This window comes from Polymorphospora sp. A560, assembly GCF_045781765.1.
GTDB lineage: Bacteria > Actinomycetota > Actinomycetes > Mycobacteriales > Micromonosporaceae > Polymorphospora > Polymorphospora lycopeni.
The window spans coordinates 151,436-166,612 of record NZ_CP122282.1 but is presented as its reverse complement, the minus strand read 5'-3'; the positions used below and the strand labels follow the sequence as shown (position 1 = coordinate 166,612).

Here is a 15,177-nt window from a genome sequence, read left to right as displayed (position 1 = left end):
GGCGCCTCGTCAGGCGGCGGTGAAGACCCCGTTGCGCAGCACCGGCACCACCGACGAGACACCCGTTTCGACGGCGATCTCGACGTCGGCGCCGTAGCCGCGGCTCCGCAGTTCGCGCCCTGACACGGAGCCGCGTACGGCCGCCGGCACATCGGGCACGCTGGCCAACGCGGCCAGCGCCACCGCCGCCTCGACCGAGAGCCCGCCCGGCACCGTCGCCAGCGCGTCGAGGACCGCGGCCGCACCGAGCTGATCCTCGACGCCGGGGCGCAGCGTCAGGTCGGGCCACCGTTCGCCGGCGGCGATCACCCCGACCGGGGCGTCGGTCGAGCCGTACCCGTGCTCGGTGAGCCAGCGCCCGACGGCGGGTGCGTTGCGCAGGCAGCCGGCGACGACCGGGACACCGGTGGTCGCGGCGGCGGCGCAGATGGCCGAGCCGTTCGGTGACGGCAGGACCAGGTCGGGTACGGCAGGAGCACGCCGCAGCGCCGCCGGTGACAGCGACCACGGGTTGACGTCGTCGACCGAGTCCCGCCCGACGGCGACGACCGCGCCGATCCGGGTGGCGTATTCGGCGGCCTGGTCGTTCCAGGGGAACGGGTGCACCCGCATCCCCCGGGAGACCGCTACCTCGACCGACGTCGTGAACGAAAGGACGTCGACGACGACCAGGGCCGCGCAGACCCGCCCGAGTTCGGCGGCGCCGGCGAGACCCCAGTCGAAGCGTGCCCCGCTGCCCGGCTGGGCGAATACCACCAGGTCAGGGCGTGTCGGTAGGCCCGGCCGGGGCTGCGGTGCCGGGATCGCCGGTTTCGGCGACTTCGGCGGGTGCGGTGGTGTCGACGGTTCCGGCGACCACGGCCGCGGCGGGCGGCGCCCCGGACACGGCCGGCTCGGCGGGACCGCCGGCCACCCGCGCGGCGGGCGCGGGCGGCTCGCCGGTGGCAGGTTCGGCGGCGGCGGGCTCGCCGTCCGTGGTGGCGGGCTCCGGCGTGGCAGCCTCGGTCATGCCGCCGAAGAGCCGGGGCAGGGTCGAGGTGAACGCCGCGCGCAGCTCGTCGAAGCCGATCGAGAACTGGTCCCGGATGTCGATGCCGTCCTGGTTGGGATCGGTCACGCCGAGCGCCGTCGCCGGTACGCCGTATTCGACGCACAGGCCGGCGAACGCCTTCTCTTGACCCCGGGGCACCGCGACGAGGGCGCGGCCGGCCGACTCGCTGAAGAGATACACGAACGGCATCGAGCCGGTGCCGAACTCCTCGGGCAGTGCGATCCGGGCGCCGACCCCGTGCCGCAGCGACGACTCGACCAGGGCCTGCGCGAGGCCCCCGTCGGAGAGGTCGTGCGCGGAGCTGAGGTGCCCGACCCGGGCGGCTTCGGCGACGAGGTCGGCGAGCAGCTTCTCCTGGGCCAGGTCGACCCGGGGCGGTACGCCGCCCAGGTGCTCGTGGGCCACCCAGGCCCACTCGGAGCCGGACAGCTCCAGGCGGGTCTCACCGAGCAGGAAGATCACGTCGCCGTCGGCGTGGGCGGGCCGGGAGAAGCCCATCGGCACCCGCTGGGTCACGTCGTCGAGCACCCCGAGCACCCCGACGACCGGGGTGGGGTGGATGGCGACCGATCCGGTCTGGTTGTAGAAGCTGACGTTGCCGCCGGTGACCGGGATGCCGAGCTCGGCGCAGCCGTCGGCCAGTCCGCGTACGGCCTCGGCGAACTGCCACATCACACCCGGGTCCTCGGGCGAGCCGAAGTTGAGGCAGTTGGTGACGGCGATCGGGCGGGCACCGGTGACGGCCACGTTGCGGTAGGACTCGGCGAGTGCGAGCCGGGCGCCCTGGTAGGGGTCGAGGCGGGCGTAGCGGCCGTTGCCGTCGACCGAGAGCGCCACCCCGAGCCCGGACTGCTCGTCGATCCGGATGACGCCGGAGTCTTCGGGCTGGGCGAGCACGGTGTTGCCGAGGACGTAGCGGTCGTACTGCTCGGTCACCCAGGTCTTGTCGCACAGGTTGGGCGACGCGATCATGCGCAGCACGGTCTCCCGCAGCGCGTCGGGGTTGGCCGGGCGCGGCAGCGTCTCGGCGCGGTCGGCCTGGATCAGGATCAGGTCGGACGGCTCGCGCATCGGCCGGGCGTAGACCGGGCCGTCGTCGGCGAGCGAACCCGGCGGTACGTCGACGACGGTGTGCCCGTTCCAGGTGATGACCAGCCGGCCGGGCTGCCCGTCCGGCGCCGCCGGGGTGACCTCGCCGATCGCGGTGGCGAGGACGCCCCACTTGTCGGCGGTCTTGAGCACCGCTTCGAGCTTCTCCGGAGCGACGATGAGCAGCATCCGCTCCTGGGACTCGCTGGCCAGGATCTCCTGCGGCTCCATCGACTGCTCGCGCAGCGGAACCCGCTCCAGCCAGACCCGCATGCCGGTGCCGGCGGCGGCGGCGGTCTCGGTGAGCGCGCAGGTCAGGCCGGCGCCGCCGAGGTCCTGGATGCCGACGACGAGTTGGGCGTCGTAGAGCTCCAGGCAGGCTTCGATGAGCAGCTTCTCGGTGAACGGGTCACCGACCTGCACCGACGGGCGGCGCTTGGCGCTGCCGGCGTCGAAGGTGGCGCTGGCCAGCACGGACACGCCGCCGATGCCGTCCCGGCCGGTCTTGGCGCCCATGAGGACGACCACGTTGCCGGCGCCGGCCGCCGCCTTGTTCTGGAGACGGTCGGCCGGGAGCACGCCCAGGCAGAGCGCGTTGACCAGCGGGTTGCCCTGGTAGCAGGGGTCGAAGACGACCTCGCCGCCGATGTTGGGCAGGCCGAGGCTGTTGCCGTAGCCGCCGACCCCGGCGACGACGCCGGGCAGCACCCGGGCGGTGTCCTCGTGGTCGGCCGCGCCGAACCGCAGCGGATCCATGACCGCGACCGGGCGGGCGCCCATGGCCAGGATGTCGCGGACGATGCCACCGACCCCGGTGGCCGCGCCCTGGTAGGGCTCGACGAAGCTCGGGTGGTTGTGCGACTCGACCTTGAAGGTCACGGCGAGGTTGTCGGAGATCCGGATGACGCCGGCGTTCTCCCCGATGCCGGCGAGCAGCCGGTCGCTCGGCGGCGCCTTCTCGCTGAACTGGCGCAGGTGGACCTTGCTCGACTTGTAGGAGCAGTGCTCGCTCCACATGATCGAGTACATGGCCAGCTCGGACTGGGTCGGCCGGCGGCCCAGGATCTGCCGGATCCGGTCGTATTCGTCGTCGCGCAGGCCGAGTTCGCCGTACGGCTGGGGCACCTCGGGGGTGGCCACGGCCACATCGACGGTGTCCGGGTCCTCGGCGGACGGTGCCGCGCCTGGCCGGACGTCTGACTGGGTGGTCATGCAGGTGCTCCCGCGAGGTGCTTGAGGATCGAGGTGAAGAAGCCCAGCCCGTCGAGGGACGGACCGGTCAGCGCCTCGACCGCGTGCTCCGGGTGGGGCATGAGGCCGACCACGTTGCCGGCCGCGTTGCTGATGCCGGCGATGTCACGCAGTGAGCCGTTGGGGTTGCCGCCCACGTAGCGGGCGACGATCCGGCCGGTCGCCTCGAGTTCGTCGAGGGTGCGCTCGTCGGCGACGTAGCAGCCCTCACCGTTCTTGACCGGGATCAGGATCTCCTGCCCCGCGGCGAAGGTGTTGGTCCAGGCGGTGGCCGGCGACTCGATCCGCAGGATCTGGTCGCGGTTGCGGAAGTGCAGGTGCTGGTTGCGGGTCAGCGCGCCGGGCAGCAGGTGGGCCTCGCAGAGGATCTGGAAGCCGTTGCAGATACCGAGCACCGGCAGGCCGCCGGCCGCGGCGGCGACGATGCTCTCCATCACCGGCGCGAAGCGGGCGATGGCGCCGCACCGCAGGTAGTCGCCGTACGAGAAGCCGCCGGGCAGCACCACCGCGTCGACGCCGTGCAGGTCGGGGTCGGCGTGCCAGAGGCGTACGGCCTCGCCACCGGCGAGACGGACGGCACGGGCCGCGTCACCGTCGTCGAGGGAGCCCGGGAAGGTGACGACGCCTACGCGCGCTGTCACGGTCGGACTTCCTCGGTCTCGGCCAGCCGGACCTCGAAGTCCTCGATCACCGGGTTGGCGAGCAGCTTGTCGGCGATCTCACGGGCCCGGTCGAGGTCCGCCTCACCGGCGAACTCGATCTCTATGCGCCGGCCGATGCGCACGGAGGAGACATCGTCGACCCCGAGGCGAGGTAGGGCGTTTACGACCGCCTGACCCTGGGGATCGAGAATCTCCGGCTTGAGCATGACGTCGACGACGACGCGAGCCACTGGGCACTCCTGACTGTGTACGCAGTTGGGTGCCGACCCCAATGGGGCGAGCGGAGCCAGCCTACCTGGTAGATGGACCGGTCGACGCACCGCCCGGCGGCGTACACGGGCCGGCGGAGGTCGCCTGTGGCCTGCGGCGGGGCAGGCACGACGGGACATAGTTCGCACCGGGGCGGACCGGCACCCGGCCGGCCCCGGCGGATCACCGTCCGCCGGGGGCAGCAGCAGGGATTTCCTCAGATCAGCGAGTTGATGGCGGTGACGGCGGTCACCACGGCGAGGATGGCGCACACCCCGGAGGCGACGTAGCTCACCAGCGACAGCCGGATCTTCTTGAGCAGCCAGCGGCCGAGCAGGACGGCGAGTCCGGACACGGTGGCCAGCGCCGCCCAGGAGCCGAAGAAGACCGGAATGGCGGGCTGCCCGCTGGCCACCAGGCCGGCGACGAGCAACTGCGACAGGTCGCCCCATTCGGCGGTGAACAGGACGAGGAAGCTGGCGCCGAAGGCCCGCCAGCCCCGCTTCCCCTCGCCGACCTTGCTCGCGAAGGCCTGCTCCTGTTCGGCGCCCTCGGCGTCGGCCCGCCGTGCCCCGCGCAGTAGCAGCAGTGCGCCGACCGCGAAGAGTCCGGCCGAGACCAGCGCCACCGGCGCCTGCGGCAACTGGGCGAGCAGGCTGCCGGCCGCCACCGCGACCAGGCACTGCACGCCGAAGGCGGCCACCACGCCGAGCCACACCGGCAGCGGCGGATAGCGGGTGGTGAGCACCAGGGTGGCGACGAACGTCTTGTCCGGCAGTTCGACCGGCGCGATGAGCACGAAAGCGGTCAGCGCGACGAGAACGTATTCCAACGGAGGATTCCTTCCCGGCCGGACCGGGAGCGGGATGCCCTCGACCCGGCCATACGGCCTGGGTCGAAGGTCTCGCCCACCGCACCGGATCGGGTGCGGTCCACGTGGCCGGGCGCCGGGCGCCAGTGTGTCGACCGCGTGATTGGGGGCTACTCCCCTTCGCTGGTGGCGAGCGTATCCCACCGCCGCGCCGCCGCCCACCAGGGCCATAACATCGTGTTATGTCGATTCGACCATTGTGAATCAATGGCGGACGTCCTAGCGTGTCCGTCGGAAGGATCAGACCCCCGAGTTCATTGATCCATTTCGAAACAGCCGTACGGCGGACGACCAGTCCACCGACGGCGGCTCACCCCGACCCGGCCGACCCCCGCCGGGCAAACCCCCTCGGAAGGAGCCCGTCCATGCGCGCTCGTCTCGCCCTGGCCACGCTGGCCACCGCCCTCGTCGGCGTGGTGGCCGCCCCGTCGGTCGCCACGGCCGCCCCCGCCGGCCCGGACCCGATCATCGGCGGCGGCACCGTCTCGTCCGCCCCGTGGGCCGCCGCCGTCTTCAGCAACGGCTCGTTCACCTGCTCCGGCTCGGTCATCGCGGCCAACTGGGTGCTCACCGCCCGGCACTGCGTCAGCGGCACCATGTCGGTGCGGATCGGCAGCGTCAACCGCACCTCGGGCGGCGTGACCCGCAGCGTCACCGCCTCGTACGGTCAGTACGACCTCGCGCTGCTGCGCCTGAGCAGCCCGGTCACCAGCGGGGCCGTCACGCTGTCCAACAGCTACCCGCCGGTCAACTCCACCAACACCATCTACGGCTGGGGCATGACCTGCTACAGCGGCTGCTCGGCGTCGACCGTGCTCAAGACCGCCTCGGTCCGGGTCACCAGCACCAGCGTCACCGACGCGTACGGCGGCCGGGCGATCCGCAGCACGCGGATCAACGGCAACGCCTGGCGCGGTGACTCCGGCGGCCCGCAGTTCTACAACGGTGCCCAGGTCGGTGTCGCCTCGACCGCCGACGGCGTCAACATCCAGAACTACGGCAGCGTCGCGTACAACCGCGCCTGGATCACCTCGGTGGCCGGCGTCTGACGACCTGTCCCGCGTGCGGCGCGGATGCTCGGATGACCCGGGCGTCCGCGCCGCACCGTTTCGCAGACTGCGGTCAGCTGAACAGAACCTCGCTATTGGGATACATCCGACATGCCTAGCATCGCAGCATGATGGTGGTTACCACGGATTCATTACCCGGTTACGAGGTACGGCACGTCATCGGACAGGTGATCGTCTCGGTGCCGCGTACCCGCAACCCGTTCTCGGAAGGCGTGAAGACCCTTCGTGGCAACTTCCTCCACCCCAGGGCATCGGACCACCTCCAGCGCTGGCGGGTCAGTGCGCTGACGAAACTCGGCGCCTCGGCCGAACTCATGGGCGCCAACGCCGTACTCGCGATGCGGTTCGAACACCGCGAGGTCGGCCTGATGTGGATGGAGATGTGCGCGTACGGCACCGCCGTCGTCGTCGCCCGTCTACCGCACGACTCCGGCCCGGTCGACCGCTGGGAACGGGAGGGGCGTGGACCGGACGTGGACGACGACGAGGAGGACACCGCGCCGATCGAGGGGCTGCCGGTCCGCGAGGGCTGACCCTCCGGCGGACCCGACCGGGCCCGCCGAACGGCCGGACCGGTCAGAGGATCGGTGCCGGGTCGTACGCCGCCGCGTCGGGGTGCGCGGCGACCACCGTCGCGACCCGGTCCGCGACCGCCCGCACCTGGGCGGCGGCCGCCCCGACGAAGGCACCCCGGTCGGACACCAGCGCGTCGATCTCGGCCCGGCCGAGTCCGAGCCGGCCGTCCGCGGCGAGCCGGTCGAAGAGGTCGTTCTCGGCGATCCCCTTCTCCCGCATCGCCAGCGCCACCGCCACCGCGTGCTCCTTGATCACCTCGTGGGCGACCTCCCGACCCACCCCGCGACGTACGGCCGCCACCAGAATTCTGGTCGTGGCCAGGAACGGCAGGTAGCGGTCGAGTTCCCGGGCGATCACCGCCGGGTAGGCCCCGAACTCGTCGAGCACGGTCAGGAAGGTCTGGAAGAGCCCGTCGGCGGCGAAGAACGCGTCGGGCAGGGCCACCCGGCGGACCACCGAGCAGGAGACGTCGCCCTCGTTCCACTGGTCGCCGGCCAGCTCGCCGACCATCGACAGGTAGCCGCGCAGGATCACGGCGAAGCCGTTGACCCGCTCGCTGGAGCGGGTGTTCATCTTGTGCGGCATGGCGCTGGACCCGACCTGGCCGGGCTTGAAGCCCTCGGTCGCCAGCTCCTGACCGACCATCAGCCGGATGGTGAGGGCCAGCGACGACGGCGCCGCGGCCGTCTGCGCGAGCGCGGCGACCACGTCGAAGTCGAGCGACCGCGGATAGACCTGGCCGACGCTGTCGAGCACCCGGCTGAACCCGAGGTGCGCGGCCACCCGGCGCTCCAGCTCGGCCACCCGCCCCGCGTCGCCGTCGAAGAGGTCGAGCTGGTCGGCGGCGGTGCCGACCGGCCCCTTGATGCCACGCAACGGGTAGCGCCCGATCAGGTCTTCGATCCGCTCGTAGGCGATCAGGAGTTCCTCGGCCGCGGACGCGAACCGCTTGCCGAGCGTGGTGGCCTGGGCGGCGACGTTGTGCGAGCGCCCGGCGAGCACCAGGTCGGAATGCTCGACCGCGAGCCGGGCCAGCCGGGCCAGGGTGGCGACGACGCGGTCGCGTACGAGTTCCAGCGAGGCCCGGATCTGGAGCTGCTCGACGTTCTCGGTCAGGTCGCGGGAGGTCATTCCCTTGTGGATGTGCTCGTGCCCGGCCAGCGCGCTGAACTCCTCGATCCGCGCCTTCACGTCGTGCCGGGTCAGCCGCTCGCGGGCCGCGATCGACTCTAGGTCGACGTCGTCGACGACCGCCTCGTACGCCTCGACCACCCCGTCGGGCAGCTCGATGCCGAGGTCCCGCTGGGCCCGGAGTACGGCCAGCCAGAGCCGCCGCTCCATCCGGATCTTCTCCTCGGGCGACCAGAGTCGAACGAGTTCGGGAGAGGCGTAGCGGCCGGCGAGAACGTTGGGCACCTGCGGTTTCGTCACGTACCGCAGTCTTTCACGCCCCCGGTCCCGCTCAGCCGCTCCTACCGAGCCTCCCGCGATCTTGCGGCTGTCTCCCCCATTTGCCGGAAATGGAGGGCGACAACCGCAAGATCGCGGGGGTGAGGCTCAGCGACGGCCGACGCGGATGGCCAGGCGATCCAGGTAGGTGATCTGCGCCGCCACCAGGACGAGGAGGAACAGCAGCATCATCGGCAACGGCAGCACCAGTGCCAGCGCGGCGTCGTCGGTGGCGATCCGCCGGTACAGCACCTGCTGGGCGACCAGGCCGGCGGTCCAGCTGCCGGGCCCCTGACCGATCAGCCACGGCCAGAGCAGCTGCTGCGCGCTGATCAGCCACGACACCACCACGGCGAGCGGAAGCAACGGCAGCGCCGGAAGCAGGACCGTACGGGCGAACCCGCCGCCCGCCCGCCAGCGCGGCTCCAGGCCACGGAACAGCAACGTGAACGCGACCAGCGCGGGAATCGAGACCCAGCCGGGCGGGATCAGCCCGATCAGGGAGTCGATCTGGTCAAGGTCGCGGGCGCGCAGGTAGTTGGCGATGGCCAGCGGACCGGTGCCGACGAAGAGCCACGGAGCGAAGAGCAGCAGCAGGATCTCGCTCCACCGGCCGAGCGGGCGGAGGCCGCCGATCGCGAAGCCGCCGACGGCGGCCAGGGTGACCGAGACCACCGCACCGATCAGCGGCGGGAGCCAGGTATTGACGAAGATCCCGCCGCTGGTGGCACCCATCGGCAACTCGCCGTCGCTGAAGGCGGCCCGCACCCACGGGAACAGGACGGCGTAGGCGGTCACCGCCAGGAAGCCGACCAACGCGACCACCAGCAGGACCAGGAAGAGCGGGCGACCGGCACGCTCCGGTGGGATTCCGGACGGCGCCGGCGGGATTCCAGGGGACGCGGGCCGGTCGCGCCAGCCGTCCCACTCGATCCTCGCCCGGGTGATCAGCAACAGCCCGACGGTGGTCAGGCCCAGCACGCCGAGCACCGCGAGCAGGATGGTGGAGATCGCCGAACCTGGCCCCAGGTCCATCCGGATCAGGCTGTTCTGCATCGCGTCGAGCACCGGCGTCGCCGTGCGGCGGGCCGGCCCGCCGCCGGTGAGCAGCGCCGGCACCGTGTAGGTCTGCAGGGCCGCCGCGACGACGCCGAGGGCGAGCACGGCACCGGTGACCAGCATCGCCGGCCCCGGGCGGCCACCGGCCCGCCGGCCGCGCAACGCACTCAGGAAGAACGTCGCGGCGACGCCGACGACCAGCCCGAACGACGTGATGCCGACGATCCAGATCAGGGTGAGCCGAGGGCTCTCGCTCAGCACCCGCGGGTCGGACCGGTGCATCATCCAGAACACCAGGACGGCCACCGGGGCGTATCCGGCCAGGGGCAGGGCGAGCAGGCCCCGGGTGACCAGGCGGGCGGCCCGACCGGCACGGTCGGCGACGACAGCCAGCAGCGGTGCGACCAGGAGTGCGCACAGCAGCGGCACCAGCGCGAGCCCCAGCGCGAAGCTGAACGCCCCGAGGAACCCCATCTCGAGGATCCGCTCGTAGTTGGCGCCGCCGACCTGCTCGACGGTGCCGATCAGCGGATCCCGCTGGAAGCTCTTGACCAGTGTGGACACCGACGGCAGGACGTAGGACCACAGCAGGGCGAGGAGCGCGGGCAGCAGCAGGAGCAGCCCGACGACGGTACGGACGGGTCGGCTCGGACCGGCGGACCGGCCCGGATCGGCGGACAGATGTGCCGGTGGGGCCGGGAACGGCTGCTCAGACGTCATGCGTCGACACCTCGACAATCATGCTGCTGGATGCTAGCAACGCCCATCCAGTCGATGCCCCGGTCAGGACTTCGTCAGCAGGTCACCCGGGTCGGCCGCGGCGGCCGGGGCACCGGCCACCGGATCGGCGGTCACCGGGACGGCGGGTGGATCCAGGCGGTGTTCGAGCCGGCGTACGTCGCGGCTGGCCAGCATGCCGAGCACCGCTATCAGGACCAGCGCGGCGGCCCCGAGCATGGTGACCCGGGTGCCGAGGGCCTCGGCCAGCGGACCGACCGCGACCTGACCGATCGGGATGGCCAGGAAGGAGCCGAGCATGTCGTAGGAGTAGACCCGGGCGAGTTTGTCGCCGGGCACGTGCTCCTGCATCGTCGTCTCCCAGGCGATGCCGAACTGCTCCATGGCGAGCCCGGTCAGGAACGCCGCGCCCACCAGCACGATCAGATACGGCGCCAGCGCCAGGCCGCCGAGCAGCAGGGCCGGTGCGGCCATGCAGGCCACCCCGAAGAACAGGAAACGGCGGATCCGCAGCCGCAGGGCGACCAGCGCACCGACGATCATGCCGACGGTCTTCACGGCCAGCACCAGGCCCCACCCGGCCCGGCCGAAGCTCTCGTCGGCGATGACCGGCCCGAGCACGTTGACCCCACCGACGTAGGCGGCGTTGAGCAGGCAGAAGCCGAGCACCACCGCCCAGAGCCAGGTCCGCGAACTGAACTCGACCCAGCCCTCACGCAGTTCGCGGAAGACGTTCGGGGCCGGCCCGGTCCGCTCGGCGGCGCTGGCCCTGGGCACCCGGACCATCACGAAGAGCCCGGCCGCGACGGCGAAGGCGGCGGCGTCGACGGCCAGTCCCCAGCCGGGGCCGATGGCGGCGACGAGCAGACCGCCGAGCGAGGCGCCGAAGATGGCCGCGCTGGCGAACCCGAGCCGGTTGAGCGCGTTGGCCTGCTGTCGGGACTCCTGCGGCACGATCTGGCCGATCACCGCGGCGGTGGCCGGCTGGGCCAGCGCGGCGGTGATCCCGTTGACCACGGAGAGGCCGAGCAGCAGCGGGATCGTCGCGGTGCCGGTGAGCACGGCCGCCGCGATGGCGGCCTGGGTCCCGGCCGCCAGCAGGTTGGCGCCGACCATCACCAGGTGCCGGGGAAACCGGTCGGCGATCACCCCGCCGATCAGCAGGAACAGGACGTTGGCCAGGGACCGCGCGCCGACGACGAGCCCGAGGTCGCGGGCCGACCCGGTCAGGTCGAGCACGGCGAAGGCGAGCGCGATCGGGGCGACGGCGTTGCCCAGCACGCTGACCGTGCGGCCGGCGACCAGGTAGCGGAACGCCCGGTTGCGCAGCGGGGCGAACGTCTGTGACCAGTTCACGTGCACAGACCCTAGGGTTCGGCCGGACGCCGGGCGACCCCGGTTCCACCGATCAGGGTCAGCGTTCGAGGATGGCGACCACTCCCTGGCCGCCGGCCGCGCAGATGGAGATCAGACCGCGTCCGGAACCCTTCTCGGCGAGCAGCTTGGCCAGCGTGGCGACGATCCGGCCGCCGGTCGCGGCGAACGGGTGTCCGGCGGCCAGCGACGAACCGTTGACGTTGAGCCGATCCCGGTCGATCGCGCCGAGCGGGGCGTCGAGCCCGAGCCGGTCCTTGCAGAACTCCGGCGATTCCCAGGCGGCCAGGGTGGCCAGCACCTGCGACGCGAACGCCTCGTGGATCTCGTAGTAGTCGAAGTCCCGCAACGTCAGCCCGGTCCGGGCCAGCAGTCGCGGTACGGCGTACGCCGGGGCCATCAGCAGCCCCTCGTCGCCGTGCACGAAGTCGACGGCGGCCACCTCGGACGGTCCGAGGTAGGCGAGCACCGGCAGCTTGTGCGCGGCGGCCCACTCCTCGGAGGCGAGCAGGACCGTCGACGCGCCGTCGGTCAGCGGCGACGAGTTGCCGGCGGTCATGGTGGCCCGGTCGGCGTCCGGCCCCCGGGTGCCGAAGACCGGCCTGAGCTTGCCGAGCTTCTCCAGCGAGGTGTCCGGCCGCAGGTTCTGGTCGCGGGTCAGCCCCTGGTAGGGCGTGACGAGATCGTCGAAGAAGCCCTTGTCGTACGCTGCCGCGAGCCGCTGGTGCGACTCCAGCGCGAGGGCGTCCTGCTCGGCCCGGCCGATGTCCCACCTGACGGCGGTGATCGCCGCGTGCTCGCCCATCGACAGTCCGGTGCGCGGCTCGGCGTTGCGCGGCAACTCGGGCCGGAACGGCTGGTGCGGGCGCAGCCGGCTGGCGGCCCGCAGCCGGGCGCCGAGGGTCCGCGCCGAGTTGATCTCCAGCAGGGTGCGCCGCATCTCCTCGTTGAGCTGCAAGGGAGCGTCGGAGGTGGTGTCCACACCGCCGGCCACACCGACCTCGATCTGCCCGAGGGCGATCTTGTTGGCGACCAGGATCGCGGCCTCCAGGCCGGTGCCGCAAGCCTGCTGGATGTCGTACGCCGGGGTGCGCGGGTCGAGCTTCGAGCCGAGCACAACCTCGCGGGTGAGGTTGAAGTCGCGGGCGTGCTTGAGCACCGCACCGGCGACGACCTCGCCGAGCCGCTGGCCGGCGAGCCCGAACCGGGCCACCAGCCCGTCCAGGGCGGCGGTGAGCATGTCCTGGTTGGTGGCGGTCGCGTAGCGCCCGTTGGACCGGGCGAAGGGGATGCGGTTGCCACCGATCACCGCGACCCGCCGGATGGTCTGCACGATCCCGCCTCCTGCACGTTCTGGACTTGCCGCCAACCTACCCGCCAGTACGCTCTATTCGCATGAGCGACAGGTACGCGAGCTTCGCCAACTCGGGCCCCGGCAAGGCGCTGGTCAAGCGGCTCGGCCTGCCCGACCCGCCCCGGTTGCGCCGCTACCGCCCCGGCGATCCGCTGGTCACCGGACCGGTGGTGCTCGACGCCGCGCCGGGCGGGCGGCTGCGCGAACCGGTCGCCAAGTTGCTCACCGCCGCCGGTGTCGACGTACGCGACCCGGGCACGACCGCGCAGCCGGGCGGCCGTACGGACGCCGCCCTGGTCTACGACGCCACCGGCATCACCGACTCGACCGGCCTGCGCCGGCTCTACGACTTCTTCCACCCGCACGCCCGGGCGTTGAAGGGCTCGGGGCGGGTGATCGTGTTCGGCACCCCGCCGGAGCTCTGTGCCACCCCGCGCGAGGCCACCGCCCAGCGCGCCCTGGAGGGACTGACCCGCAGCATCGGCAAGGAGTTCGGCCGGGGCAGCACGGCCCAGCTCGTCTACGTCGCCCCCGGCGCCGAGACGGCGGTGGAGAGCACCGTCCGGTTCCTGCTCTCCGGGCGTTCCGCGTACGTCTCCGGCCAGGTGGTCAGGATCGGCACCGGTGGCGCCGGGACGGTGCCGGCCGACTGGGAACGGCCGCTGGACGGCAAGGTCGCCCTGGTCACCGGCGCGGCGCGGGGCATCGGTGCGGCCATTGCCCGGGTGCTGGCCCGTGACGGGGCCCATGTCGTGGCGCTCGACGTACCGGCGGCCGGTGACGCGCTCGCCGACGTCGCGAACTCGATCGGCGGCACCGCGTTGCAGCTCGACCTGACCGTCCCCGACGCGCCCGCCCGGCTCGCCGACCACCTCGCGGCCCGGCACGGCCGGGTCGACGTCGTCGTGCACAACGCCGGCATCACCCGGGACAAGACGCTCGGCCGGATGGACGCCGCCCGCTGGGACGCCGTACTCGACGTCAACCTGTCCAGCCAGGAGCGAATCAACGACGTACTGCTGGAACGTGACCTGCTGCCCGAGGGTGGCCGGCTGATCGGGGTGGCGTCGATCGCCGGGATCGCCGGCAACCGGGGGCAGACCAACTACGCGACCTCGAAGGCCGGGGTGATCGGGCTGGTCGAGTCGATGGCGCCGGTCCTGGCCGAGCGGGGCGTGACCGTCAACGCCGTCGCTCCCGGCTTCATCGAGACGAAGATGACCGCGAAGATGCCGCTGGCGCTGCGCGAGGCCGGGCGGCGGATGAACAGCATGGCCCAGGGCGGCCTGCCGGTCGACGTGGCCGAGACGATCGCCTGGTACGCCTCGCCGGGCTCGGGCGGGGTGACCGGCAACGTGGTCCGGGTCTGCGGCCAGAGCCTGCTGGGGGCGTGATGAGCGAGGACCCGACGACCGACCCCGCTGACGGCACCGCCGGTACGAAGGACGGCGCGCCCCGGCCCGCCGGCACGCTGGTGCTGACCAGTCCACCCGCCGTCGGCGCGCTCTACCGGCAGGCGGCGATCGGGCTGGTGCCCGGCCTCGGCGGCCGGCGCGGCGGCGACAGCCTGCCCGGGCTGGAGTTGCGGCTGCGCGGGGTCACCGTCGACCGCGGCCACCTGGCCGCGTACGACCGGGTGTGCGGGTTCCGGCTCACCGACACGCTGCCGGCCACCTATCCGCACGTCCTCGCCTTTCCCCTGGCGATGCGGCTGATGTCGGCGCCGGACTTCCCGTTTCCGCTGGTCGGGCTCGTGCACGTGGCCAACCGGGTCACCGTCGAACGCCCGGTCGACGCGAACGAGCCACTCGACCTGTCGGTCCGGGCCGCCGACCTGCGGCCGCATCCACGGGGCCGGCAGTTCGACGTACTCGCCACCGCGTCGGTCGCCGGCGAGGTGGTGTGGCGCGGCGTGTCGACGTACCTGCGGCGGGAGCGCACCAGCGGCGACCGGGACGGGCGCGGCCCGGGTGAGCGTCCCGCGCCGCCGGCCGCTTCCGGCCGATTCCGGGTCGAGCCCCGGGTGGGTACGGAGTACGCGCGATTGTCCGGCGACCACAACCCGATCCACACGTCCCGGATCGGGGCGCGGCTGTTCGGTTTCGCCCGCCCGATCGCGCACGGCATGTGGAGCAAGGCCCGCTGCCTGGCCGCGTTGGAGGGCCGACTGCCGGACGCCTACACCGTGGAGGCGGCCTTCAAGCTGCCGATCCTGCTGCCGGCGACGGTCGCCTTCAGCGCCAGTCCGGCCTGGAGTTTCGCGCTGCACGACGCGCGGTCGGGCCGGCCGCACCTGACCGGTACCGTCACGCCCGGCTAGCCGGCGTGGCCGGCTTGCCGCCGTTCCTGCTCCTGCATAAGGTTACTTGTCAGTAAGTTTCTCG

Annotated in this window: 13 protein-coding genes; 4 read left to right on the top strand and 9 right to left on the bottom strand. The window is 72.4% G+C overall.

What is annotated here, in order from left to right; all coding sequences use genetic code 11:
* Window positions 1–9 precede the first annotated feature (9 nt).
* The 5 genes from QCD66_RS00765 to QCD66_RS00745 form a co-directional block, all read right to left on the bottom strand.
* A complete protein-coding gene (locus tag QCD66_RS00765) occupies window positions 10–759 on the bottom strand; it encodes a 2-phosphosulfolactate phosphatase (RefSeq protein WP_357542338.1) in 750 nt (249 codons plus the stop codon).
* A 1-nt stretch (window position 760) separates the two neighbouring features.
* Window positions 761–3,352 carry a phosphoribosylformylglycinamidine synthase subunit PurL gene (gene purL / locus QCD66_RS00760; RefSeq protein ID WP_375732684.1) on the bottom strand — a complete coding sequence of 864 codons (2,592 nt, stop codon included), beginning with the start codon at window positions 3,350–3,352 and terminating at the stop codon, window positions 761–763.
* On the bottom strand, window positions 3,349–4,032 hold the full coding sequence (gene purQ, locus QCD66_RS00755) for a phosphoribosylformylglycinamidine synthase subunit PurQ (protein WP_364220840.1): 684 nt from the start codon (window positions 4,030–4,032) through the stop codon (window positions 3,349–3,351). The genes purL and purQ overlap by 4 nt, the downstream gene beginning before the upstream one ends.
* Complete coding sequence (gene purS / locus QCD66_RS00750; RefSeq protein WP_357542243.1) at window positions 4,029–4,283, bottom strand: phosphoribosylformylglycinamidine synthase subunit PurS; 255 nt, start codon at window positions 4,281–4,283, stop codon at window positions 4,029–4,031. The genes purQ and purS overlap by 4 nt, the downstream gene beginning before the upstream one ends.
* A gap of 236 nt (window positions 4,284–4,519) precedes the next feature.
* Window positions 4,520–5,134, bottom strand: coding sequence for a TMEM165/GDT1 family protein (locus QCD66_RS00745; protein WP_364220836.1), 615 nt, complete (start codon window positions 5,132–5,134; stop codon window positions 4,520–4,522).
* Between the two features lie 404 nt (window positions 5,135–5,538).
* Here QCD66_RS00745 and QCD66_RS00740 point away from each other — a divergent pair, with 404 nt between their 5' ends.
* Window positions 5,539–6,222, top strand: a complete 684-nt coding sequence (locus tag QCD66_RS00740; protein ID WP_364220833.1) for a DUF1986 domain-containing protein — start codon at window positions 5,539–5,541, stop codon at window positions 6,220–6,222.
* A gap of 128 nt (window positions 6,223–6,350) precedes the next feature.
* On the top strand, window positions 6,351–6,776 hold the full coding sequence (locus QCD66_RS00735) for a heavy metal-binding domain-containing protein (protein WP_364220830.1): 426 nt from the start codon (window positions 6,351–6,353) through the stop codon (window positions 6,774–6,776).
* Between the two features lie 43 nt (window positions 6,777–6,819).
* Here QCD66_RS00735 and purB read toward each other — a convergent pair whose 3' ends face one another.
* The 4 genes from purB to QCD66_RS00715 all read right to left on the bottom strand — a co-directional run bounded on the left by purB (window position 6,820) and on the right by QCD66_RS00715 (window position 12,772).
* Window positions 6,820–8,250, bottom strand: a complete 1,431-nt coding sequence (gene purB, locus QCD66_RS00730) for an adenylosuccinate lyase (protein ID WP_364220827.1) — start codon at window positions 8,248–8,250, stop codon at window positions 6,820–6,822.
* A gap of 126 nt (window positions 8,251–8,376) precedes the next feature.
* Window positions 8,377–10,047 (bottom strand): sugar ABC transporter permease, encoded by a 1,671-nt coding sequence (locus QCD66_RS00725; protein ID WP_375732683.1) that lies wholly within the window; start codon window positions 10,045–10,047, stop codon window positions 8,377–8,379.
* Window positions 10,048–10,110: 63 nt separating this feature from the next.
* Entirely contained in the window at window positions 10,111–11,421 is a 1,311-nt protein-coding gene (locus QCD66_RS00720; protein ID WP_375732682.1) for an MFS transporter, read from the bottom strand.
* Window positions 11,422–11,479: 58 nt separating this feature from the next.
* The gene (locus tag QCD66_RS00715; RefSeq protein WP_375732681.1) at window positions 11,480–12,772 is read right to left on the bottom strand and encodes an acetyl-CoA C-acetyltransferase; all 1,293 of its coding nucleotides are present in this window, start codon (window positions 12,770–12,772) and stop codon (window positions 11,480–11,482) included.
* Window positions 12,773–12,834: 62 nt separating this feature from the next.
* Here QCD66_RS00715 and QCD66_RS00710 point away from each other — a divergent pair, with 62 nt between their 5' ends.
* Complete coding sequence (locus QCD66_RS00710) at window positions 12,835–14,187, top strand: 3-oxoacyl-ACP reductase (protein WP_364220815.1); 1,353 nt, start codon at window positions 12,835–12,837, stop codon at window positions 14,185–14,187.
* Window positions 14,187–15,113, top strand: a complete 927-nt coding sequence (locus tag QCD66_RS00705; protein ID WP_364220812.1) for a MaoC/PaaZ C-terminal domain-containing protein — start codon at window positions 14,187–14,189, stop codon at window positions 15,111–15,113. Before QCD66_RS00710 ends, QCD66_RS00705 begins: the two co-directional genes overlap by 1 nt.
* Window positions 15,114–15,177: the final 64 nt, after the last annotated feature.

Bases quoted from the DNA above. Each gene is read 5' to 3' on its own strand.
- QCD66_RS00740 (WP_364220833.1), top strand. From the start codon at position 5,539: ATGCGCGCTCGTCTCGCCCTGGCCACGCTGGCCACCGCCCTCGTCGGC.
- QCD66_RS00705 (WP_364220812.1), top strand. From the start codon at position 14,187: ATGAGCGAGGACCCGACGACCGACCCCGCTGACGGCACCGCCGGTACG.
- QCD66_RS00725 (WP_375732683.1), bottom strand. From the start codon at position 10,047: ATGACGTCTGAGCAGCCGTTCCCGGCCCCACCGGCACATCTGTCCGCC.
- QCD66_RS00735 (WP_364220830.1), top strand. From the start codon at position 6,351: ATGATGGTGGTTACCACGGATTCATTACCCGGTTACGAGGTACGGCAC.
- purL (WP_375732684.1), bottom strand. From the start codon at position 3,352: ATGACCACCCAGTCAGACGTCCGGCCAGGCGCGGCACCGTCCGCCGAG.
- QCD66_RS00710 (WP_364220815.1), top strand. From the start codon at position 12,835: ATGAGCGACAGGTACGCGAGCTTCGCCAACTCGGGCCCCGGCAAGGCG.